This window comes from Borrelia coriaceae (genome assembly GCF_023035295.1).
Classification (GTDB): Bacteria; Spirochaetota; Spirochaetia; order Borreliales; family Borreliaceae; genus Borrelia; species Borrelia coriaceae.
Genome location: NZ_CP075085.1, coordinates 1 through 22,615, shown reverse-complemented (window position 1 = coordinate 22,615; position 22,615 = coordinate 1). Strand labels below are relative to the sequence as shown.

The window sequence follows — 22,615 nt, the reverse complement described above, 5'->3', positions numbered from 1 at the left end:
GTTTAATTGTTATTAGTATAATATATCCTGCCGTGGGCCTCTCTTAATAGTTAAGATTCATAACTAAATAGTTCTCTTATCACCCATTTTAACATATAAAACACTTGCCTTTCTTCCCTAATTAAAGTATCCTATACTATAATGCTAAAATTACTACTATTCTTAACTATGATCATTAATCTATCTGCTATATCTGAGGAAAAAAGAAAAGAATATGAAAAACGCGATCAGTACACTGAAGCAACAAGAAATTTAATACGCGTCAAAGACTGGAAAACTAACTTTAATAACCTCAACAAACTTGGTCCATATTTTATGAAAGAAATCGAAAGCATTAAATCTTTATTTAACCTATCAGAAAAAGATTTCTCTATATTTTGTACCCCTTATGACACTATCTGCCCCCCACTATCAACAAATCATACATTTATAAAGCACCAATACACAATTAAAGAATATTACTCATTTATAAACACTCTCAAACATAAAAACCCTAACCAAGCAGCCTATCTAATATATGAAATATATGACCTAGAAACAATCTTTGGTATCACACAAGAAACCATATATAGTTTCAATGAAAACAAACCAGAACTAGCAATCACATACAATCCTACATACAAAAAAACATTCGAAACACTCAAAAACATACATTACAAAGCACAAAATGATTTCGATTTAGCTACCAATATACTTAAACAAAATTATACAGATAATAATTTCGATACATTCATGCTTAAATTCATCGAAATTCATAAACTTGCTACTCATGCATATTTTAACCTGCACAACCTCCTATATAAATGCATATACAGTCGATCAACAGAAGAAAAAAATAAATATTGTAACTATAATTAACATCTATTATTAATATAATCAAAATCACCATACATAACATTGTCATTTTTGCATAAATAAAGTATCCTTTATTAAAGGTTAACAATGTTAAAAATTCTTTTATTACTAGCTGCTATAATCAATTTATTCGCTATATCCGAAGAAGAATATTACAAACAAGATAAGTATCGCTATTTCAAAAGAAAATTAATACGTGTCAAAGACTGGAAAACCAATTTTAATAACTTGAAAAACCTTGGTCCATATTTTACAGAAGCAATCGAAAATATTAAATCTACACCTGACAAAACACTCTCACGTAACTTTCAAGGTGCTTTTTCTACAAGCCTATGTGGGACAATGTCAGAAGATATAGATATCGTACCTAAAGAACACAAACCTCTATTTGAAAAATCCTACAAATTCATCAAAACTCTCAAACATAAAAATCCTGACCAAGCGGCTTATATCCTATATGAAATAGGTGACTTAGATGAAATGTTTACTAACACACATGAAGAAATCGGAACATTTTATTATATAATGAAAGATACAACACTTAAAGACAACAATCAATACGAACACGCTTACAAAAAGCTCAATAACATATATAACAAAATAAGACAAGAATATTTATCAACAATCAATATTCTTGAACACAATGATATAGAAAATAATTTTGACAAATTCATGCTTAAATTCTCAGAACTACACAAACTAGTTACACACATATATTTTAACATAAGAAAACTGGTAATACATGCAAGAAATCATAAAACAATCAATCATAACTACTTAGACAACATCTATAACACAGACATACACACATTAAATACTACATAACCCAATACATTCTTTCATATTTTTTTCTACACCAAGACTTATTGCAAAATATACTCTCTAAAATTACATAGTTAAATACAAAACATGTACACTTATTTACAATTTTTTATATTTTTAAATTGCAAATAAAATAAATTATTATGAAATATATAAAATTAAATTAAATAAAATAATCATCCCTTCTACTTAAATATTAACGTTAATAATATCCCTAGACATATAGTAATGATTGTTCCAAACATCCAATTGTGTAGCCTTAATGTACTTTTAAACTCCATCTTATTGATTTCTATATCCTTCCTTACAAGTGAAATCTCATTGCTTACAAAAGTAATATCTGATTTTAATTCATTCCTTACACTCTCTATCTTTAGATTTAAATTATTCTCCACATTATCTATCTTATTATCAAGGTCCTTAATATCTGATTTTAATTCATTCCTTATATTCTCTACCTTATTATCAAGGTCCCTAATATCTGATTTTAATTCATTCCTTATATTCTCTACCTTATTATCAAGGTCCCTAATATCTGATTTTAATTCATTCCTTATATTCTCTATCTTATTATCAAGGTCCTTAATATCTGATTTTAAGTTAGCCTCTACTTTTTCTAGCTTAAGATTAAAAGTATTTTCTAAATACTCAATATCCTTATACGTTAACTCATTCCTATAGTACCTATAGGATAAATCAATAGCAATATCTCTATCAATCCCTGCTTTAGTTAGCTCCGATACTACCATTTGTTGCGTAACTATTGGTTGCGCTAGTCCCATAATAATCTCCTTACTGTACTATTATACTTTATTTAAAGCATTGATAAAATAAATTCTTTAAATAAAATATAATAAAAACAAAACTTATACATTGGAAAGTCAATTATTTTTTTATCTGTACTCTTAGATTGTACTTCACGGCTCATGTAAGTATTCCAAAATCTATGCCTTTTTATATAACCTTTTTACTAAATATTTCAAATTAAATCCCATTTACTCTCCTTTTCTTTTAAATTCTCATTTTGGCCTATATCTTCAATCATTATTCCTAAATTCAGCATACTCATACCCTTAGTAGTTTTAAAGCCACCAAAATCATCTCTAATTGCAAATTTAACCACATCCTCATTTGAACTAGCACATATCATGTTATCCTTCCCATTATTTGATATACCCAACTCAACACACCTTGCCTTACTCCTTTCCAAACTAGCAAGCAGGCTTTCTCTAGCTTTCTTTTTTAAATTCAATTCTTCTTCTCTAGCTATTCTTAATCTTTCTTCTCTTTCTTTTGATTCTCTTTCAAATAACACAGTTAAATATTTTTGCAGCCTAGCAGCTTCTCGTTTTCGTTGCTCTTCATTTTCTTTTTCTTTTTCTTTTTCTTTCTCCTTTAATTCTTCTACATTTAACTGCTCATTAGCCCTTTTCTCCTTAATAACAACAGATGATTTTTTAATTCCAATTCGTAAATTCTCTCCATAAGTCGCTTTAACGGCACAATTACTCTTGTACTTATTGGGATACCAATCCCTCTAAACTTGCCTTCCCAAATAAGAGCATAATCGCTAATAACACCATCACTACGCCTCATCATCATCCAAATCTTATACTTGTACCTATTACCAAACTGCTTTAAGAAATGTTCTAAAATATCTTCGATGTAATATTCACCTTGGTACTCATCTATTGCAGTCTCTAGATTGATTAGGGCATTGATATACGTTGCATCGTTGTTACTGTGTTCTTTTATTTGCTTTAGATAATTTTTACTGATTTTATGTTCACAAGTTAACCTTGTCTCTACATCATTCCTTCTAAATCTACACTCTTCTTTTTTTGGTTTACTCGAATCAGTATTCTTAAGAAGCAATTCTTTAGAATTCTTATTATTGCTTATATTAGCATTTCATTACCACTTATACTTGCTAGTATTGCTGCGGCTTTAGCTACATCTCCTGCGTCTGGATTACCACCCCTTTTGTAGATAATATCTTAGCTCCAGTCTTATTATCTGCTCCATCAGATACTTGCAATGTTGTATCCCCAAACTTTGGCTTTTCAACACCTATTTTACCTGCTTCATCTACAAGTCCTTTCAATGCCTTAAATATTGCTTTTAACTTAGAATCGTTTGGTGCTGTTCCTACACCTTGAGCATTATTCGCATAACCTACCTTCTCACCACTACCTATGTCCTTTAAAGACCCTAAATGTTCTTTTAATTTGCTTAAAGTAGTCTGAGCCGTATCAACAGCTTCTCTAATTGCCTTGTTTAATAGGCCATCTTTATCAACATCTGATGTTGCTTTAACTGCTACTTGTTCTAATCCGTCTGATACTTTTCCAAGTTTCTCACCTAAATTGTTAAAATAATCCCCCCCACCTGCTTCTTAGTTGTACCTGTAGATACTCTAAAGCCTAATGTATCTGATATAAGATCTATAAAAGAATAAAAAACATTCTCAGTACTTCTTCCTACATCCATTAGTACATCATTTAATCTTTTTTCAGCTTCTGCACTCTCTCCTGCATTATTACAAGAAAGGAAAAGAGAGATAAATAATGTTGCACAAATACTTCTTACTCTAATATTTTTAATATTTATTTTCATAATTACGTTCCTCCTATTTTCCCTACCATTTAACTAAAGAGACCATATAGATAATCTTTAAATAATAATATTGTAAAAGCTAAGTAAAAAGATTGCCTTAGCTTAATCACATACAGAAACCAATAGTATTGATAGTAAATTTTACTGATTAAACCAAGTTAGACAGCAACTTATATGATAAAAAAATGCTTAAATTACAAAAAAACAGAAACACCCATAAGGTATCCCTGCATCTTAAAACTCATAAAAAGTTTGCATCAATAAATAATTAAGCATCAAATTACACTATTTAGATTTAGTCTTTACCTCACTAGTAGAATTTTCTTTTATGCACTCACTAACATCTTTTAAACATTTATCAACTGTTCTTTTTATAGTAGATACTATCTCATTTAAGGTTTTACCGACTACCCCTACTAATACTGCATTCACTGCCTCTCCCGGCGCATGAGTAGCAACAGTTGCCAACTTACCTTGTTTTGCCATAGCTCTTAATGCTAAACCAGCTGCTATTGCTGATGCATTTGTTTTAATAGTAGTAAGATTCCCATTACTCTTATTAGCAATAGCAACGTCATAAGCACTTGTTGCCGCATTGATATTTCCAGCTACCTTACTTGTAATATCCTTAGCTGCTTCAATTGCTGCTAATATATCTGCACCACTAGCTGTATGTACTGCTCTGTTTGCTCCAATTAGTGCCTTGGCATCAGAACCAACATTACTGGTCTGGTTAAATAAATTTCCAACCTCTTGAGAATCAGCAATAGGTTTATTAGCATTGCCTTTTGGATGCATACCAACTCCTTTCGCTGCTTCACAGAACATAACAATTCCTTCAACAAGACCCTTTACACTCTCTGTTTCTGCCTGAACCGCATCTCCAGCACTATCAGAATTAGCAATTTTACCACTAGCACTAGCAGTAGCTTGCTTAATTTTATTTGCTCCATCAATTATCTTGCCTAAAGTCTCAATTGCTTTAGCAATTATGCTCTCAGCTTTATCTTTTATTAAATCAAAATTCTCATCTGCCTTTATGTTCTCTAATTTACCTTTAACTGCTTGAACCGCATCACCAACTTTACCTAAATGTTCCCCAAATTGCTTCTTAGTTGTATCTGCAGTAATACCAAAAGCATCAGTAAACATATCAGAAAAGGAAGAAAAAACATCTAAGAATTGTTGTCTTAAATTAGATATAGAGAGTATAGAATCCCTTTGCTTTTGAAGTTCTTCTATTCCATTATTACAAGAAAGGAAAAGAGAGATAAATAATGTTGCACAAATACTTCTTATTCTAATATTCTTAATATTTATTTTCATATATTACGTGCCTCCTTTTACCCTATCCTTCAATCTAGAGAGGCTACATACAATGAAGGAAACCTAGAAACATATCTAAGCTTACCTTCTATTATTAATCTTACTTTTAAGTAATTAATATAATTATCTCTTTTATTGCTGAATCGCTGATTTTGGATTTCTTACTTCATCTACTTCAGTCTTTACTTTCTCAAGTATCTTGTTTATTGTTTTCCTAATTATATCTTCTAATGCTCCTAAGAGTTTATTTACTGCATCTATTCCTACTGCTTGTACTGTTACTTTGTCTTCATTTGAAGTATTTGAAGCTAATTTACCACCTTTAACCAACGAGCGTAATGCTATTCCCCCTGATACGTCTGCTGCTTTAGCAACTGTTTTATTCAGGTTAGTATTTGTTCCTCCCATTGCAAATTCCAATGGAGTTGTATCTGCAGTTGCTGCAACTGATATTGTTACAGCTTTACCTTCTGATTTAACAATAGATTCTAATATCTCTTCTCCAATTACTGCTGCGACTATTGCTGCTGCTCCTGGACCCGAATCTGCTCCTGCAGCACCTACTGCTAAGACCTTGGCTCCATTTTCTGGATTACCACTTCCCCCTATTGATCTTTGGTCTAAAACCAAATTACTTTTTTTTAATTCTTTAACACCGGTTTCCATAGCAATGTCTACGATTCCTTTCAATGCATCATATGCTTTTCTTAATGCACTTTCATTCGCCGCTTCTCCCTGTTGGCTAGTGCTCCCTACCTCACCTACCTTGCTATTATCTCCTATACTTTCTAAAGAAGCTATACATCCCTTTAACTTCTCAAACATTTGTTTAGCTTTTTCAATAGCTTTATTTAAGTTTGATAAATTTTCTTCTTTACCTGACTGATTATCAGACTGAACAGTCTTACTTGCAATCAGTAATAACTCTTTTATAGCTTGATCTATACCTTCTGCTAATTTTTTATAATAATTCCCTACCTCATTTTTAGCTGTATCTTTTGTTACCTTTAATCCTAATGTATCCGATATAAGACTTATAAAAGAATAAAAAGCATTCTCAGCACTTCTACTTACATCCATTAGTACATCAGTTAATCTTTTTTCAGCTTCTGCACTCTCCCCTGAATTATTACAAGAAAGGAATAGAGAGATAAATAATGTTGCACAAATACTTTTTAATCTAATATTTTTAATATTTATTTTCATATATTACGTGCCTCCTTTTAAACTATCCCTTAAATAAAAAGGCTAGACACAAAAAAAGGAAAACTACTCCTATAAAAGAAGCGTTCTCCTTTAATGACTTTATTATTTTGTTTACCTATTGCTTATTATTTAGTAGAAGCAAATTGAGTATTACCAGATTCAATAACTACAGAGGTATCATCAGGCCTAATGTTCATAGCCTCTTTAACAGTCTTAAGTCCCTCATCAATTGTCTTTCTTATTGCTATTGTAAGTGTATTTAATGTCTTACTTATTGCATTTACTGCTGCGCCTTTAATTACCTTAGCAACATCTTCTTTCGCGGTACTATTAATAGTATTAGCAAATTTACCACCATTAGCCATTGCTCAAAGTGCTATTGATCCTGCTATAGTTGCATCCTTTCCATTAGAAACAGCATTCATACCAGCATTACCAGTATCATTCTTCTTAGCTAATTTAGCAGAATCACCATCTTTACCTTTAGAAATAGCCTTTAATATGTCAGCTCCGGTTACAGATGCCGTGGCTTTATATGCGTCTTTTGCTACTTTAGCAGCATCAGTATTGTCAGAACCAGCTTTATCATTAGCAAATAATTTCCTTGCATCACCATCAGTACCTCTTGACTGAGCAGTTGCTGTACCAGCACCTAAAACAGGACTCTTATCATCCCCCGCATCAGCACTTCCTTCTTTTTCGCCAAGCACAACATCTACTATATCTCTAACGCCTTTTACTAAGCTTTCAACCCCAGTACCAGCAGTACCTCCAGCAGTATTTTTATTACCAGCACCTCCTGTAGCAACATTACCTATTGGTTCATTGCCCTCAGCCCCCTTCAAAGCTTCACTCGCACCTAAAATTATCTTATCAAGTTTTTCACTAACTAATTTAGTTACAGCAGCCTCTACACTAGAAGCATTTGGATTGCCTTGGGTCTTCATGTTCTCAACAATCATATTAAGCTTATCTTTAGTTCCTTGAACAGTCTCTTTAATCTTTTTAAAGTACTCACCAACCTTAGACTTTGGTGTCTCAGCATTAAACCCTAAAACGCCACCAAATGAATCACCAAAAGAAGTGAAGACAAATAAGAAGTCATTACCTAAATTAGCAAGTGAGGATAAGAAATGATTTCTCTTCTCAAGTTCTTCTATCCCATTATTACAAGAAAGGAAAAGAGAGATAAATAATATTGCACAAATACTTTTTATTCTATTTTTAATATTTCTAGTCATATATTACACGTGCACCCTTTTTCTCTTTCCTTTAACTAAAGAGGTTAAACATAAAAAAAGGAAAACAACTCTCATATAGAGCAGTGTTTCCCTTAATGACTTTATTATCTAGTTTATTTATTTTTTTACTTATTTAGTAGCAGTACCAAATTCAGTAGTTACAGACATATCATTAGCGTTTATGTTCATAGCTTTTTTAACTTCTTTAAGTCCTTCATCAATTGTTCTTCTTATTGCAATAGTCAAAGTATCTAATGCTTTAGTCACTGCACTTAATGCTGTACCTTTAACTGCATTAGTAACATCATGACCAGAAGCACCATTAGCGAATTTACCACCAGAAGCCATTGCTCGTAATGCTATAGCTCCTGCTATAATTGCATCTTGATAATTATTAATACCAGAAACAGTAGTTCCATTAATTTTAGCTAACTTAATAGCATCACCACTAGTAACAATCATAGCTTTCAATATATCAGCACCAGTTATTGCCCCAACAGCTTTTGATGCATCGTTAGCCGCTTCTTTTGCTTCAGTATTGGCACCATTAGAACTACCATCAAACAATTTTAATGCACCATCAGTACCATTTCTATTTGAGGCACTATCTGAGGCTTTACTCTTATCCCCGGCATCAGGACTACCTAAATTACCAAGTACCACTTCCACAATATTCTTAATTCCGTCTACCAATTTATCTAGTTTACTAATATCACCAGCAGAACCTTTCTTTTCAGTATTAACAGCAGCAACATTACCAATTAGATCTTTAGCATCAGGACCAATAGCCTCACTAGCAGTCTTTGCCCCTTCAATTATCCTATCAAGAGTTTCTTTAACCAATTTGTTAATAGCAGTCTCAGTTGCAGCAGCATTAGGATTGCCTTGATCTTTCATATCAGCAACAAGTTTCTCAAGCTTTGTCTTAGTTGTTGTTAAGTTATCTTCTATATTCTTAAAATACTTCCCAACATCAGATTTTTTAGTATCCTTATTAAACCCTAAAACAGTACCTGTCATCTCTCCAAAAGAAGTGAAGATATTTAAGAAGTCATTACCTAAATTAGCAAGTGAGGATAAGAAGGTATTTTGTTTTTGAAGTTTTTCTAATTCCTCACCAGAATTATTACAAGAAAGGAATAGAGAGATAAATAATGTTGCACAAATACTTCTTATTCTATTTTTAATATTTCTAGTCATATATTACGTACCCCATTCTTTCCCTTTCCTTTAAAAGAGGATAGACACAAAAAAAGGGAAACAACTCGCACATAGAGCAATGTTCCCCTTAAATGACTTTCTTATTTAGTTTGATGTTTATTTATTTAGTAGCAGTACCAACTTCTGTAGCTTCACCAATAGTCTCTGAGTATTTTATTCCTTTAAGTGCTTTTCCTATCTTATCTAGATTGCTTACTACTGTTCTCCTAATTATCTCTTCTAATACTCCTATTACCTTATTTGCTGCACCTGCTGCAGCCCCTTTAACTGCCTCAGCATCATTAGCAGCATTAAATTGACCACCTTGAGTCATTGCCTTTAATGCAACAGCTGCTGCTAGGTCTGCATTTGTTTTTGCTCCAGCATCATCTCCATTCTTAGTTCCAGTAGCTAGTTCTCCAGCACCATTATCATTGGAAGCATTAAGAGAAATAGGATTTGTAGCAATCTTAGCCTTTTGAATCTTATGAATCATTGCCCATGGATCCGCTTTAACCACCTCAGCTGCTAGAGCAGGACCAGCACCTGCACTAGCTTGAGCATTACTTTTTGCAAGTACAGTAGGAGCATGAGTTGCAGCAGAACTAGGTACTGCAGCACCCTCTTTTCCAGTATCAATCTTTATGCCAGAATTAGTAGCAGTCTCAACTATAGCGTTAACTTCTTTAATAATAGCCTCAACATCAGCAGAAGGAGTAGCAACAGCTTTAGAATTATTATTATCACCAATATTGGCACTACCTTTTTTAGTTACACTAGCAAGTTTGGTTACAGCTTCAATTAATTTTGTAAGAACTTCACCAGAACTGCTAATAACAGTCTCAACACCTTTAGTATCAGCATGTGGAGTAGAAGATATTTCCTTCGCTAGACCATCTAATTTATCCTTAGTACTCTGTAATCTTTTTCCTATATTCTCAAAATGTTCTCCTACCTTACTTTTTGGATCACTAGATTTTACTGCTGGAAATCCCAAAGTATCCTCAAACATCTTACCAAAAGAAGCAAAAACATCTAAGAATCCTTGTCTTAAATTAGATATAGAGCGTATAGAATCCCTTTGCTTTTCAAGTTCTTCTATTCCATTATTAAATGACTTTATTATTTAGTTTATTTAGTTTATTTAGCTTTTTTAATTATAATTAATTATTGTTTGGTAACAATAGTTTAAGTAATACCACCCTGTGTCGCTTCACCAGCAGTCTCTGAGTATTGTATTTCCTTAACTTTGTCTCCTACTTCCTCTAGCTTTTTTAATACTGTTTTCCTAATTATTAAGTCAAGTATTCCTAATACTTTATTTACAGCACTAACTGTTGCTCCTTTAACCACCTCAGCATCTGTATTAGCATTAAATTGTCCACCTTTTGTCATGGCCTTAAGAGCTACTGCTGCTGCCAAGTCTGCACTACTCCTTGCCCCAGCATCAGAACTGGCCGTACCAATAGCCAATACCCCAACTTCATTATTAGCACCGCTAACATTAGTACTATCGGTATTAGCATCTTTAATCTTATTAATCATTGCCCATGGGTCTGCTTTAGCGACTTCACCTGCTAACTTTGCAGCAGAACCAGTATTAGCATCAGAACTAGTTCTTGCAAGTACAGCCACTGCATTATTAGCCTCGCTTTTTACTGTTCCGCCATCAGATCTTGTTTCTATCTTTACTCCAGACTTACCCGCTGCTTCAATTATTTTTTTAACCCCTGTAATTTAAATTAAAGGGAAAACAATTCCTATACAAAAAATGTTTCCCTTTAACGACTTTATTATTTATTTTTATTATCCTTTTCTAAATTTTACTTAGTTATCTTACTTAGTAACGGCACCAGCTCCTGTAGTTACAGGAGTAACATCAGAATTAATTTTCATTGCTTCTTTAACAGTTTTAAGGCCTTCATCAACCGTTTTTCTTATTGCTATAGTTAGAGTATCTAATACTTTAGTAACTGCACTTATTACTACCCCTTTAACTTCGGGAGCATACTCATTAGCATCACTCCTATTCGCAAATTTACCATTCTTAGCCATTGCTCTTAATGCTATTCCTCCTGCTATAACTGCATCTTTTTTAGCATCGGGCGCAGAAGCCCCAGAAGCCAACTTAGCAGCATCACCGCCAGCTTTAACCATAGCTTGTAAAATATCAGCTCCGGTTATTGCTCCAACAGCCTTAGCAGCATCGGCTGCTGCTTTTTTTGCATTGCTAGCATCACTGCCAGCTTGATCAGAAGCAAATAATTTACCTGCCTCACCCTCAGCATTTCCATTTCTTGCACCAAGAACATCAGCTTTTTTCTCGGTACCAGCATCATGTTTACCTTCTTTAAGTACCACTTCTACAATTGATTTCATTCCTTTTACTAGATTATCAACTTCCCCACCAGCAGTACCTCCAGCAGTACCAGTAGCAACATTAGCAATTAATTCACTAGCATCTCCAATCGCAACACTAATAGTCTTAGCTCCTTCTATTATCTTATTAAGTTTTTCACTAATTAGTTTTTTTACTTCAGTCTCTACACCAATAGCATTAGGATTATTTTCATTTTTCATGTCATCAACAATTTTCTCAAGCTTTGTTTTAGTTGTTGTCAAGTTATTTTCTATATTTTTAAAGTACTTACCAACATCTGACTTCTTAGTCTCAGCATTAAACCCTAAGACACCACCAAGTGTATCGCCAAAAGAAGTAAAAACAGATAAGAAGTCATTCCCTAAATTAGCAAGTGAGGATAAGAAAGTATTTCTCTTCTCAAGTTCTTCTATCCCATTATTACAAGCAAGGAAAAGAGAAATAAATAATGTTACACAAATACTTTTTACTTTAATATTTTTAATATTTATTTTCATATATTACGTGCCTCCTTTTCCCCTATTCTTTAACTAAAAAGGCTAGACACAAATAAAAGGGCAACAATTATCATAAATAAAGAAAAGAGTTTCCCTTACATGACTTCTAGTATTGATAACAGGATATTATAATAAATATTGAATTTACGAAACTTGAAGATGAAAATTTAGAGCTTAATTAAGTATTCTATCTATACTACTTAATTAAGCTCTAAAGGCTTATGAACGTGATCATAAACAAGGTAGTACTAAATGAAAGTACTACTGACATGTAGTATATACCGAATTTAAACTAAAATCAACCTTAATCAACAAAAATTCTTGCAATGCATAAAAATCTCCTCATCAAAAACATAACAATAGATATAATTATTGATATTTCTGTAAATTAAATAGGATTGAGCATCCTCTTCTCTATCTTAAGGTTTTCTAATAGTACTGCATGAACATCTTATATTTTCTTAAACAAATTTTCTCTATACATTACCCACATTAATACCTCAATTAGATATATCCTTTTATATTACACCTTACATTAATCATTTGTTACTCTAATGAATGCATTTTTTTATCTTAAGACTTCAAAAATATAATCATCATTTGAAATAAAATGAAATCCACTGCTTTTTTAATAAAACCTTTTATCTTAAGCAACCTATATTTAAAGCTCCTATTTTATAAACCTTAGGTGCTAAATTATTCACAAATGTTCCTTACTAATTACATTTTAAATTTTTATATTTCTTCATAAACTCTTCGAGTAAATCTTTTTTTTCTCTAAATAATACATCCATCAAAAAGCTTGTGAATTTTGCATTTTTTTTATAAAAATCATAACTTTCTTGATTTTCAAATTGAAATCTTAATGATCTTATTGGCTTTTGTCTTGATTTTTTCATTGTTTTATTTTTTTTATTCTCTATCAAAACCAATGAATTATGAATCCCATTCTCTATGATATAACCTTCTTCAAGGATACCATTTTGTAATGCATTGGCTAACTTCAAATATGCATATGCTTGAGTTTTAGCCACTTTATATTGTTTAACAAAGCTTTCAAAGCTATTGTAATTATCCAATTTATAATATTCATTATCTTTGATTTCTTTTAAAATTTTAATAGCCTCTACTTTATAATGAATTTCTCTTTTAAAATTCTCTTTCAATTTTTCTTTCAAAGAGTTATAATAATTCATCACATCATCTTGTTCTTCTTCATTTACTAAAATTCTATTATTTATCTTTATATTCATATATTATATTTACCAATCGTTCAGATTCTGAACAACATGTATTTACTCCTTTATAAATATAGAATTAGATTCTATTAAATTTCATTTTTAAATTCAGTCTTTTCTAAAAGAAGGTCCAACAGACTTTGATATTCTTTCATATAATCTCTTTTAAAGTCAAAAATGTTATTTTCTGCTATTTTTTTGTTCAAATCCTCTCTTTCAGATATAAAACCCAAAAAATTTTTCTTTAACTGTAAATTTTCTAATAAAAACTTATGTGAATTATTTCTTTTAAATTTTGTAATAAAAATAAAAGTTGGAATTTTTAACTTTAATTCTCTTATATAAAATTCTAATATCTGTAGGCTTTCAACAGCCCATTTTTCTGCTGTCATTGGAATTAATATAGAATTACTAACAACTAAAGCATTTGTTAAAGTAAAATCTAAACTAGGATTCGTATCTAATATTACATAATCATACTTTATGTCTAAAAAATTTAAAGCCTCATTTAGTTTCAGCTCTTTGAAATTGATAGCCTCTTTGTTAAATAAGTGCAAACTTAAATAACTGGGTATTAAATCTAAGTTTTTGTCTATTGTTGCAATAGCCTTATTAATATTTAAAGTGCCTTTAAGGACTCTATATATATTCTTAGAAACTATGTTAAATTTATTTTGTTCTACTATTGCATTAAAGTAGTAACTAGTAGTAGAAGCCTGAGTATCCATATCTATTAAAAGAACTTTATATTTTTGAGATAATAAGGTTGAAAGTATGATTGAACTTGTACTCTTTCCAACGCCACCTTTAATAGATGCAATGGTGATTATTGTAGGTTTTTTTCTATCCATTTGGTTATAATTCCCCCATCAGGTAACTTTTTATCGTAAAAATTGTATATTTGATTTTCCAAGTTTAAAAGTGTTTTTACTAAGGAATCATAATATTTTTTGTGAGACTTTTCCCTTCGAAGCAAATAAGAAATTCCTAAAAGATAACAAAAAACACTACCTTTTTTAAATCTAAATTCTATGTAATATGCTTTTGAAAAAGTAGATGTCTTAATGATACCGTTTTCTTCATACTTCGTTACTACATTCTTGATTGGTTTTCTATAACCATAAAAGATACCTAAAAATTTATCGTCGTCTCTTAAAGCAAATAAATGAAAAGATTCTATTTTCTCTTGGTTAAATAATCCTCTAAAAGAAATAAAGAATTTATTTCTTTGATTTTTATTAACTTCAGATATATACAGATCATTCATTATCTTTGTGTGATATAAAGTTTTGTTATTTTTGCTTTCTATCTTAACAAAAATGGGTTTTTCTCTTTTCCCTTTGAGTTCCCATTCCTTCTTTTTAAGGCGTTCTAATAGGTTCTTCATGTTAATCCTTAACTGATGTTTTTTCAAATCCTTTTGAAGTTGATAAATAATAATAATTATTTATCAACTTCAAAAGTTCATAATAATAATAATTGCTAAACAGCTTATTATATTCCAATTTGTCTTTTTTTCTTAAATAATCCTTTAGTGTTGGAATTAACACTGACATATCTGCTTTATTTTTCAGCTGATCAAGAAGTATGCTAAACATGTTGTTTTTAATATTGTTTTCATTATCCTTTGTAGTTTCTTTAATAAGTTTAACCGACTTTTTTAGTTTTTCTATTACTTTTTCTAAATCATTATATTTATAATTTTCTACGATAAAATGTGGTTTATACTTGTATTTTTCATATACATTTTGTATTTGAATTTTTAATTGTGTATTGTTATATCCTTCACTTTCCAAATTAATCTTGGTTTCATTTAGTATTTTTTTTAATTTTTGTTGCTTATTCTTAAGTCTATTTGTTTTTGGTGTGGCACTAATTTTTTTTTTATACATATCTTTTGTAAAGAAGTCTTCGGTTTTTTTAAATGCTTTTAATATTTCAATTATAGCATTTTTTTCCAATTCTAAATTCAAAATAGAAAAGAAAGTATTTGATTTAAAGTTACATTTTCTAGCATATTTTTTTATCTGCAGTTTTTCTATAGATTTGACATCTTTTTGTTTCTCTTCTATTTTATTATAATTATTATTATAACACTCCCATTTTTCTACATTACTATTTTTAATGAAAGTTTTTTCAATGTAAGCATTAACACGTTTTCTATGTCTTTCATCTTTTTTTTCTTTAAAGTATTTATTGATTATGTGGTAACATTCTTTCTTAGAATATTTAAGTGTGTAATGAATTTCAGTCCCCATATTAACACCTAAATGTCTGTGATAATTCATAGTTACTTTGAATACTTTTTCTAACTTATAAAGATAATTTTGTAGAGTTTTAATTTTAGCAGGTTTGTAACCGTTTTTTTTCATATTATTATTAAAGTAATAAAGAATATAGTTTTGAGTGTACTTTTTAAACATTAAATTCATATAATTTATTGTAGATATTAAGACGATTAATTTATGTTGATATTTATTGGTGGTCTTTTTGGTACTTTCCATTTAAATCTCCTTGTTTATGAGTTACCGTAATTTATGATAACGCAATTATAACTAAAAAGTAAACCAGTATTTTAATAAAAATAATAAAAATATTATAGTTAAATGTGAAAACTAAACAAGAAAGTAGTAGAGGTAGTATATTAGCGTTGGTTTAATGAGTTTAGATTGCCTACTAAGGGTACTAAGAGTATTGTTAATTTTAGTAACTCAATTGGTAACGGTTTTGATGCTGGATCTGACAAAGAGACCAACTCAATTAATATGATAAATTGCTTAACGATATAATGCTAATGAGACAGATTTTCAAATTCTAGTAAAGATTAATGTTAAGTTTGGTATTTGATTAATAAGTTACTGATTTTATAATCAAGGGCTATGGGGGACTACTTATTTACTTAAGTATTAAGAGGTTATAGACTAATAAGAGTTTTTAATCATAATTTAAAGGTTGAACTAAATATCCATTTGTTGTACTTTTCTAAAGTATTAATTTTTTTGACAAGTGCATTACACTTAGTATCAGTATTGTTATCAAAGTCTTTAATATTAGATTTAAGTTTACCACAACCTTTTCAAGCGTAAGATTAAAGATATTCTTTCAAAAACATAATGCTTTCTAAGCAATCTCACTACAATATTACCTAAAAGATAAATCAGTAGCAATATCTATGTTAATTTCTACTTTAATAAGCTCAGCTATAATTATTTGTTGAGCGCATTTATAAAGAATCTTTTCATGTAATTGTATAGTGAATTAAGCTTTTTGAGCAGTAATTAGTATTAAGGCGAGGTTAATATGACTTGGGACAATTATAGGTAAATGTTTTTTTGTAACAATTTTTTAGGTTTTAAAAAAAAATAAATTAATATGTAGTTTGTGGTCAATTATATACTAAAATACATTTTAAAGTAAAAAAAATTATTTGTAAAAATTAGTAAGGAGAGTTTTTGCAGGGGGAATACTTAGAGGTTTTTGGGAATGGTTTTTACAATTTGTGTTTTTGGAAAAGTATTAATAGGTTTTTTTGAGTTCAGTAATACTATTTTTTAAATCTTGAAATTAATCGCATATTTTAATATGATTAAAATATATTAATAGAGGTAGTAGCTATGCGTGGAAAAACACTTAATTAAGACTTAAAATGAAGTGTGCCAAATTCTTATAAATAATTTGACACACTTCATTTTAAATACTAAAAGGTTATAGAAATGACCTATATAAAAAATCCAACTTCATTTTTTAATAAATCTACTTCTGGTAATCTTGTTAATTTAGGTCAATTTCAAATTGAAGTAGATGATAGTCTTTTTGAGCATTTACTTGATATTGCGATCTTTGCACAAGACCAAAAAACATATGAAGAACTATTAACATTTGCAACTGAAAATAATATTAATTGTACAACTATTAAGTTATCCTTAGATAATATATTAATTCCTTTTTATACAAATGCACATCTTCAAAATGATATTTATCTCAAAAATAAATATTTTTTAGATCTTTTACTGAAACAGCCAAAAAATTTTAATTTAGAAAAAAAGCATATTATTATCGTTGGATGTGGTGGTATTGGGAATTTTATGACTTATGCTCTTTCTACTTTGGGATTAGGATTTATAACTTTTATAGATGAAGACAAAATAGAGGAATCTAACTTGAATAGACAATTTTTATTTGACTATGATTCTATAGGGACTCATAAAGTAGATGTAGCTGAAAAAAGAGTAAAATCGTTAAATAAAATTATTGAAGCTCAGAAATATAAACAAAAAGTTTCAACAAAGTTATTAAAAAGTATTTTGTGTAATTCAAAGATTAAACCATCTTTAATAGTATTATCAGCAGACGATGATTATTGTTTACCATTAGTTAATGAATTTTGTATTGGACACTCTGTTCCATTTATAAATGTTGGATATCTTAATGATTTTTCAGTTATTGGTCCATTTTATATCCCTAATATTTCGTCTTGTCCCTACTGTACTGACATTGGCATTGTCAAAACGTCATCATCTTCTATAATAGAAGATAAATTAATTCTTGCAAATAAGGATTATCAAGCTCCTTCTTTTTTTACAAATAATGCGATTGCTTCAAGTATGGCTATTATTGATATAATACTTTATTTTGGAGGTGAATATGAAAGTATCAATTCTTTAAATAGGAGAATTGGTATTAGTAATCATGATTTTTCATTTCATTTTATTGATATTAAACGGAATGAATTTTGTAATTGTAATAGAAATCTATGATAGAATGTAAGCATCAAAGATATTATTTTTGTTCGTTATTTTTGTCAGAATTTGCAAGGACATTGCCTCATGCTGTTTTAACTATTATTTTGATAAATAAGGGTTTGCAATTAAGAGATATTTCTATAGTGCAAATGTTTTATATGCTAGCAATTATTTTTTTTGAACTTCCTTCAGGAGTAATCTCAGATATTTTTGATAGAAAAAGTGTTTATTTATCATCGATTTTTTTATCAATGATTGCTTATTTTTTTATTTTTCAAACATCATCATTTATAATTCTGTGTATTGCTTGGTTTATATATGGTATATCATCTGCATTTAATACTGGTACGATTGATATTAGTTTTACTCATATATATCAAAGTAATGCGCAAAAGTTAAAATCATTTATATTATCTATGAAAATAATTTTGAATATTGGAGCTATTTTGGGTGGATATGCAGGAAGTATATTATTTTTATACGTCGATACAAAAATTTATCTTCTTTCATTATTTTTATATTTAGCATCATCATTAATTACGATTTTTTTTATATCAAGTGATAAAAATACGGATTATAATAAAGAAGATTTAAGATTTTATCTTAAACAATTTAGGAATGACATAATTGCATTATTGAGATCTAAAATACTTATAGAATTGTTTATTTTAATTAGTTCTATTCAATTTTTCTTTCAACCTTTTTATTTGTATTGGCAGGCAATTTTTATTGATAAAAATGTTCCTCTCAGTGTATTTGGAATTATATATATATTATTTCGTTTATCAAATATTATAGGGGCATGGGTATTTAAAAAAATTAAACATTCAAAATATGATTCTTATGTGATTTTAGGTATAATATTTTTATTATCAGTTTTAATAAAAATGGTCTCACATATTTATATATTTATTGTTATAATGATATTTCTTGTAGTTTTAGTTTCTTTGTATTCTAATAACTTAGAATTTTTTTTGCGAAAAAATATAGATTCAAAAGTTTTGGGTACTATAAGTTCTATTAATAGTACAATATCTCGTTTATTTTCATTTTTAGTATTGTTAGCGTGTTCAGTTTTGACTACTTTTATAAGTATTATAAATACATTCATTTTATTAATGTTTATTTTTTGTGTTATGTCTATTCTTGTGATATATAAATTTATGCACAATAAAAGAGATAAGGTAAATACTTAATTAGAATAATTAAGTATTTATTTACTTATTTATTAAAATTTGTCATTAATTTTTTTATTTTATGTATCTTGTTATATCTTTGATTTTCATATTTTTAAAATGACTATATTTTAATGATAGAAGATGCGGTATTACAATAATGTGTTATTTTCTTGAAATACTGTTTTTAAAAAATAGTATTTCAAGACTAGGGAATTTATAAAAATTATTAGAGATTAATATTTTGGTGAAGTTAGTAAATCTTGCTAGTATGTTAAATATTTCATTTATGCTGAAATTTTCTTATACGTCCTATTTTGAAATTGATTGCCTTGAATGTTAAGCCTGATGGAGGAATAAGACAATTGGTTTTGTACGGTTTAGAAAAAATGACTTTGCTTTTATGTATGTAAATGAAATAATTGCTTTGTGTAAAGAAATTCTAATAGAATGTCTGAAGAGATTTAGAGAATAACTTAAATGTAAAGATAGATAAGTCAATTTCAGAACTTAAAGGCACATTAAATTTATATCATTGGATGTTTGGAACGATCATTACCTTAATGTGGGAATATTTTTAACATTAATATCAATAGTGTATCCATTATAAATAAGTGGATTTAAATCAAGTAAATTAGTTTTAAAAAGTGTAAATTCAATTAGATTTTTTTATATTAAAGTTAATATTTTTTATGTTTGCCATTATATATAGGTTAGTATTTCTATTGGAAAAAATGTATACATATATTGTATTTAGTATAAACTAGTCTTTAATGAGTTTTCTTGGCTTGATGTAAAGTAACAAAGGAAAAAAATATATATTTTTTTCCTTTGTTTGTTAAACTGTATTTAAGTTAAAGTTTATGATTTTTTATCTTTTAGAATTGTTTGGATTTCTGTATTTATTGTTTTTATGTTATTAAGTACTTCCTTAGCTTCTTTAAGTAACTCATTGTGAAAGAATCCGATATAATTATTTTTATTTATAAGCTCTTGCCATTGTTTTCTTAGGGTCATAATTTCATCAATTTGGGTTTTTATATTTTTTAAATCTTCAGTGATTAATTTTTTATTATAAAGGTTGTTTTTTATTTTACTGTCGCAACAAATTATTTTTAATGCTTCTTCAGAGTATATTTGGATGTTAATTCCTATTTTTACTATTTCTGTGTGTAATTGAATGGTTTTTATTTCTTCTATTGTAAAGATAAGTTGTTCTTTGAATTTTTTTAAAAGATTTTCGTCCCAATCTAAAGATAAGTATAATGTTTCTCTGTATATTTTTTTTGTATTCTGGCTTAGTGATTTGTTATTGTCGAGTATGATTTTGTCAAATGCATTTTTCATTCCATATTGATCTTTAGTTTCAATTTTTTTATTTTCTTTAGTTATTTTGTTGTAGTTGTTTGTAGCAGTTTCTATTATATTAAAAATGAGGTCAGCATTTTCTCCTATTTTTTGAGCTTCAATAAATTTGATTTCTTTTCTATCATCATTTTGTAATGATAGTTCTTCGTTAAGATTTAGACTGTGATTATGTTGTGTATTTTCGTTATCATTTTGAATATTTTCTAATTCAGTTAAATTTTGTTCTATTAAGACTGTTGAGTTTTCATTTTCTGTAGCCCCTAAAGTAGTTAGGAGTGAAATAAATAAAAATTTTTTAAAAAAATTAGTAATCATGAAGTAATCCTCTCTTTTGAATATGTATTTAATGTACATCATATAGTGAATAAAACAATGTGAGCAATTATACTATTTAAAGTTATTCTAGGATGTATTTCAAGATATTAGAATAGTAGCTAATAGTACAGAAGTGTTTAGTACAGTGAGGAGATAAGAAAGTATTTTCAGCATCGATTTTTAAATATTTTAAATAAAAAATGATATTTTATTTACTTTAAATTTGCATATTTATATATAATAATTTGTTAAGATTGAAATATATAAATTTACTACATTTTTAAATGTAAATTAGTACGAATTTTGTATTCGATTATATATAACTTTAATTAGTGTATTTTAGTATAAATTTTAGTTTAGAAAATATCAATATGTCTACTGTCATAGATCTTGGAAGTAAAAAAATAAAGATTTTTATGTGTATTTTTTTGCAATGTATGTTGTAGGAATATTATTTAATTTGCCTATAGCTTATTATAAAGAGTGTTATCTGTTGTAAAGTTAGAGCTAGTAAAATTTTTGTTGTTGAGTTTTGTACTATTTGATATTAAGCTTTAAAGTTTAGGTAAATTAAATAGTTTTTATATTTTTTAGTCTCCATTTCAATTTCTGAAGACGTTAGAAAGAATTTCTAATTGATATTTATAGGTAGATTTGTAAGAAATTTCCATTTCTTTTAGACGTAGATTAATATGAGTTTTGAGTTTATGAATTGTATGATTGTGTGTAGAGTGTGTATTGCTAAAAAAGAATTCTTCTATTATAGAAGCAATGAGCTTTTTAAAACGAGATCTAGAGTTTTTATAGTAGTTTAAATTATGATGGTTAATTTTAATAATATCAAAAGAGTGTATATGTTTTAGTTTTTTTCTATATTTTGGATTGTAGGTTTGTTAACAAGAGCTATGTGACTATTTTTATAATCAAATACTTTGCTATTAAATAGAGTAGGATTATTTATAAAGACTTTTCTTTTATGAAGGATTAAAGTATAAATATTGTGTAAATCTTTAGTTGTGATTTTAAAGTCAAAGAATTTGTGTAATAATTTATTTAATTTCCATGCTTGGATTGGTAGTTTTGTATTATTTATTAAGCTTTTTAATAGCATTAGTAACAATTAAAGTATATTTTGTAAATTCTAAAGTATCATTTGCTCTATAAATAATAGAGTTTTTATTTTTTTTTGCAATAAATATATTTTTATGATTTAAGTGAGTAAGAGGGATATCAGTTGACATTATTATTCCTAATAATTTATGTTTAATATTGAGAGATTTTATTAGGAAAGAGCTAAGCAAAATGAATTCATTAGGATTAACATTGAGAGTAGTAGGGGTATTAGGTTGGTTTTTCTTTTTGTTTTTTTGAAAAAATTGAGTCTAAACATTAATATAATTATACACTTTAGAGTAAAAGTAAGGAACACAGTTTATTTATTGTAAGGGTGTGATTAGATTTTTATAAGTATACTTAGATGTTTTTAGGGTTAATTTTTAGTAATTTGAGTTTTATAAAAGTATACTTATAAGTTTTTATTGTATACTTAGATTTTTTGCGAGGAGTATAAGATTTTTATGAGGGTAGTAATGGTCAATATGAAGAAGGGGTTTTGTACTAATAACAAATTATAT

Annotated in this window: 19 protein-coding genes and 3 pseudogenes; 4 read left to right on the top strand and 18 right to left on the bottom strand. The window is 28.5% G+C overall.

Features of this window, described 5'->3' with window-relative positions:
• The first annotated feature begins 141 nt into the window (after positions 1–141).
• Both bcCo53_RS06605 and bcCo53_RS06600 read left to right on the top strand, forming a co-directional pair.
• Positions 142–858 (top strand): hypothetical protein, encoded by a 717-nt coding sequence (locus bcCo53_RS06605; RefSeq protein WP_025409052.1) that lies wholly within the window; start codon positions 142–144, stop codon positions 856–858.
• 84 nt (positions 859–942) lie between these two features.
• Complete coding sequence (locus bcCo53_RS06600; RefSeq protein ID WP_025409051.1) at positions 943–1,680, top strand: hypothetical protein; 738 nt, start codon at positions 943–945, stop codon at positions 1,678–1,680.
• Positions 1,681–1,862: 182 nt separating this feature from the next.
• On the opposite strand, the gene bdr is transcribed toward bcCo53_RS06600, so the two are convergent.
• The 16 genes and pseudogenes from bdr to bcCo53_RS06525 form a co-directional block, all read right to left on the bottom strand.
• A complete protein-coding gene (gene bdr, locus bcCo53_RS06595) occupies positions 1,863–2,459 on the bottom strand; it encodes a Bdr family repetitive protein (protein ID WP_025409050.1) in 597 nt (198 codons plus the stop codon).
• Positions 2,460–2,656: 197 nt separating this feature from the next.
• Positions 2,657–2,992, bottom strand: coding sequence for a hypothetical protein (locus bcCo53_RS06590; protein WP_025409049.1), 336 nt, complete (start codon positions 2,990–2,992; stop codon positions 2,657–2,659).
• Between the two features lie 95 nt (positions 2,993–3,087).
• Positions 3,088–3,552 carry a plasmid maintenance protein gene (locus bcCo53_RS06585; protein ID WP_246938434.1) on the bottom strand — a complete coding sequence of 155 codons (465 nt, stop codon included), beginning with the start codon at positions 3,550–3,552 and terminating at the stop codon, positions 3,088–3,090.
• 76 nt (positions 3,553–3,628) lie between these two features.
• Positions 3,629–4,000, bottom strand: a pseudogene (locus bcCo53_RS08910) (variable large family protein); the annotation flags it as partial.
• Positions 4,001–4,038: 38 nt separating this feature from the next.
• Positions 4,039–4,293 carry a variable large family protein gene (locus tag bcCo53_RS08905; protein ID WP_025409060.1) on the bottom strand — a complete coding sequence of 85 codons (255 nt, stop codon included), beginning with the start codon at positions 4,291–4,293 and terminating at the stop codon, positions 4,039–4,041.
• A gap of 285 nt (positions 4,294–4,578) precedes the next feature.
• Complete coding sequence (locus bcCo53_RS06575; protein WP_025409061.1) at positions 4,579–5,619, bottom strand: variable large family protein; 1,041 nt, start codon at positions 5,617–5,619, stop codon at positions 4,579–4,581.
• 132 nt (positions 5,620–5,751) lie between these two features.
• A complete protein-coding gene (locus bcCo53_RS06570) occupies positions 5,752–6,825 on the bottom strand; it encodes a variable large family protein (protein WP_038365068.1) in 1,074 nt (357 codons plus the stop codon).
• A gap of 125 nt (positions 6,826–6,950) precedes the next feature.
• A pseudogene (locus tag bcCo53_RS06565) lies at positions 6,951–8,066 on the bottom strand (variable large family protein).
• A 129-nt stretch (positions 8,067–8,195) separates the two neighbouring features.
• The gene (locus bcCo53_RS06560) at positions 8,196–9,266 is read right to left on the bottom strand and encodes a variable large family protein (protein WP_025408852.1); all 1,071 of its coding nucleotides are present in this window, start codon (positions 9,264–9,266) and stop codon (positions 8,196–8,198) included.
• Positions 9,267–9,387: 121 nt separating this feature from the next.
• A complete protein-coding gene (locus bcCo53_RS06555) occupies positions 9,388–10,392 on the bottom strand; it encodes a variable large family protein (RefSeq protein ID WP_038365065.1) in 1,005 nt (334 codons plus the stop codon).
• 62 nt (positions 10,393–10,454) lie between these two features.
• A pseudogene (locus bcCo53_RS06550) lies at positions 10,455–11,003 on the bottom strand (variable large family protein); the annotation flags it as partial.
• 99 nt (positions 11,004–11,102) lie between these two features.
• Positions 11,103–12,143, bottom strand: a complete 1,041-nt coding sequence (locus tag bcCo53_RS06545) for a variable large family protein (RefSeq protein ID WP_025408854.1) — start codon at positions 12,141–12,143, stop codon at positions 11,103–11,105.
• A 716-nt stretch (positions 12,144–12,859) separates the two neighbouring features.
• Positions 12,860–13,396, bottom strand: coding sequence for a chromosome replication/partitioning protein (locus tag bcCo53_RS06540; protein ID WP_025408855.1), 537 nt, complete (start codon positions 13,394–13,396; stop codon positions 12,860–12,862).
• 74 nt (positions 13,397–13,470) lie between these two features.
• Positions 13,471–14,232 carry a ParA family protein gene (locus bcCo53_RS06535; protein ID WP_025408856.1) on the bottom strand — a complete coding sequence of 254 codons (762 nt, stop codon included), beginning with the start codon at positions 14,230–14,232 and terminating at the stop codon, positions 13,471–13,473.
• Positions 14,208–14,768 (bottom strand): DUF226 domain-containing protein, encoded by a 561-nt coding sequence (locus bcCo53_RS06530; protein ID WP_025408857.1) that lies wholly within the window; start codon positions 14,766–14,768, stop codon positions 14,208–14,210. Before bcCo53_RS06530 ends, bcCo53_RS06535 begins: the two co-directional genes overlap by 25 nt.
• Position 14,769: 1 nt before the next feature.
• Entirely contained in the window at positions 14,770–15,885 is a 1,116-nt protein-coding gene (locus bcCo53_RS06525) for a plasmid maintenance protein (RefSeq protein WP_028328244.1), read from the bottom strand.
• Positions 15,886–17,094: 1,209 nt separating this feature from the next.
• On the opposite strand from bcCo53_RS06525, the gene bcCo53_RS06520 reads away from it, so the two are divergent.
• On the top strand, positions 17,095–18,138 hold the full coding sequence (locus bcCo53_RS06520) for a ThiF family adenylyltransferase (RefSeq protein WP_025408860.1): 1,044 nt from the start codon (positions 17,095–17,097) through the stop codon (positions 18,136–18,138).
• Positions 18,135–19,319, top strand: a complete 1,185-nt coding sequence (locus tag bcCo53_RS06515; protein ID WP_025408861.1) for an MFS transporter — start codon at positions 18,135–18,137, stop codon at positions 19,317–19,319. Before bcCo53_RS06520 ends, bcCo53_RS06515 begins: the two co-directional genes overlap by 4 nt.
• An 840-nt stretch (positions 19,320–20,159) precedes the next feature.
• Here bcCo53_RS06515 and bcCo53_RS06505 read toward each other — a convergent pair.
• Entirely contained in the window at positions 20,160–20,981 is an 822-nt protein-coding gene (locus tag bcCo53_RS06505; RefSeq protein ID WP_025408862.1) for a CRASP family complement regulator-acquiring lipoprotein, read from the bottom strand.
• A gap of 1,085 nt (positions 20,982–22,066) precedes the next feature.
• On the bottom strand, positions 22,067–22,222 hold the full coding sequence (locus bcCo53_RS06500) for a hypothetical protein (protein ID WP_246938432.1): 156 nt from the start codon (positions 22,220–22,222) through the stop codon (positions 22,067–22,069).
• Positions 22,223–22,615: the final 393 nt, after the last annotated feature.

Coding starts and splice junctions, on each gene's coding strand:
- bcCo53_RS06500 (WP_246938432.1), bottom strand. CDS start 22,222: ATGTCAACTGATATCCCTCTTACTCACTTAAATCATAAAAATATATTT.
- bcCo53_RS06530 (WP_025408857.1), bottom strand. CDS start 14,768: ATGAAGAACCTATTAGAACGCCTTAAAAAGAAGGAATGGGAACTCAAA.
- bcCo53_RS06520 (WP_025408860.1), top strand. CDS start 17,095: ATGACCTATATAAAAAATCCAACTTCATTTTTTAATAAATCTACTTCT.
- bcCo53_RS06560 (WP_025408852.1), bottom strand. CDS start 9,266: ATGACTAGAAATATTAAAAATAGAATAAGAAGTATTTGTGCAACATTA.
- bcCo53_RS06605 (WP_025409052.1), top strand. CDS start 142: ATGCTAAAATTACTACTATTCTTAACTATGATCATTAATCTATCTGCT.
- bcCo53_RS06540 (WP_025408855.1), bottom strand. CDS start 13,396: ATGAATATAAAGATAAATAATAGAATTTTAGTAAATGAAGAAGAACAA.
- bcCo53_RS06505 (WP_025408862.1), bottom strand. CDS start 20,981: ATGATTACTAATTTTTTTAAAAAATTTTTATTTATTTCACTCCTAACT.
- bcCo53_RS06515 (WP_025408861.1), top strand. CDS start 18,135: ATGATAGAATGTAAGCATCAAAGATATTATTTTTGTTCGTTATTTTTG.
- bdr (WP_025409050.1), bottom strand. CDS start 2,459: ATGGGACTAGCGCAACCAATAGTTACGCAACAAATGGTAGTATCGGAG.
- bcCo53_RS06545 (WP_025408854.1), bottom strand. CDS start 12,143: ATGAAAATAAATATTAAAAATATTAAAGTAAAAAGTATTTGTGTAACA.
- bcCo53_RS08905 (WP_025409060.1), bottom strand. CDS start 4,293: ATGAAAATAAATATTAAAAATATTAGAGTAAGAAGTATTTGTGCAACA.
- bcCo53_RS06600 (WP_025409051.1), top strand. CDS start 943: ATGTTAAAAATTCTTTTATTACTAGCTGCTATAATCAATTTATTCGCT.
- bcCo53_RS06575 (WP_025409061.1), bottom strand. CDS start 5,619: ATGAAAATAAATATTAAGAATATTAGAATAAGAAGTATTTGTGCAACA.
- bcCo53_RS06525 (WP_028328244.1), bottom strand. CDS start 15,885: ATGGAAAGTACCAAAAAGACCACCAATAAATATCAACATAAATTAATC.
- bcCo53_RS06570 (WP_038365068.1), bottom strand. CDS start 6,825: ATGAAAATAAATATTAAAAATATTAGATTAAAAAGTATTTGTGCAACA.
- bcCo53_RS06535 (WP_025408856.1), bottom strand. CDS start 14,232: ATGGATAGAAAAAAACCTACAATAATCACCATTGCATCTATTAAAGGT.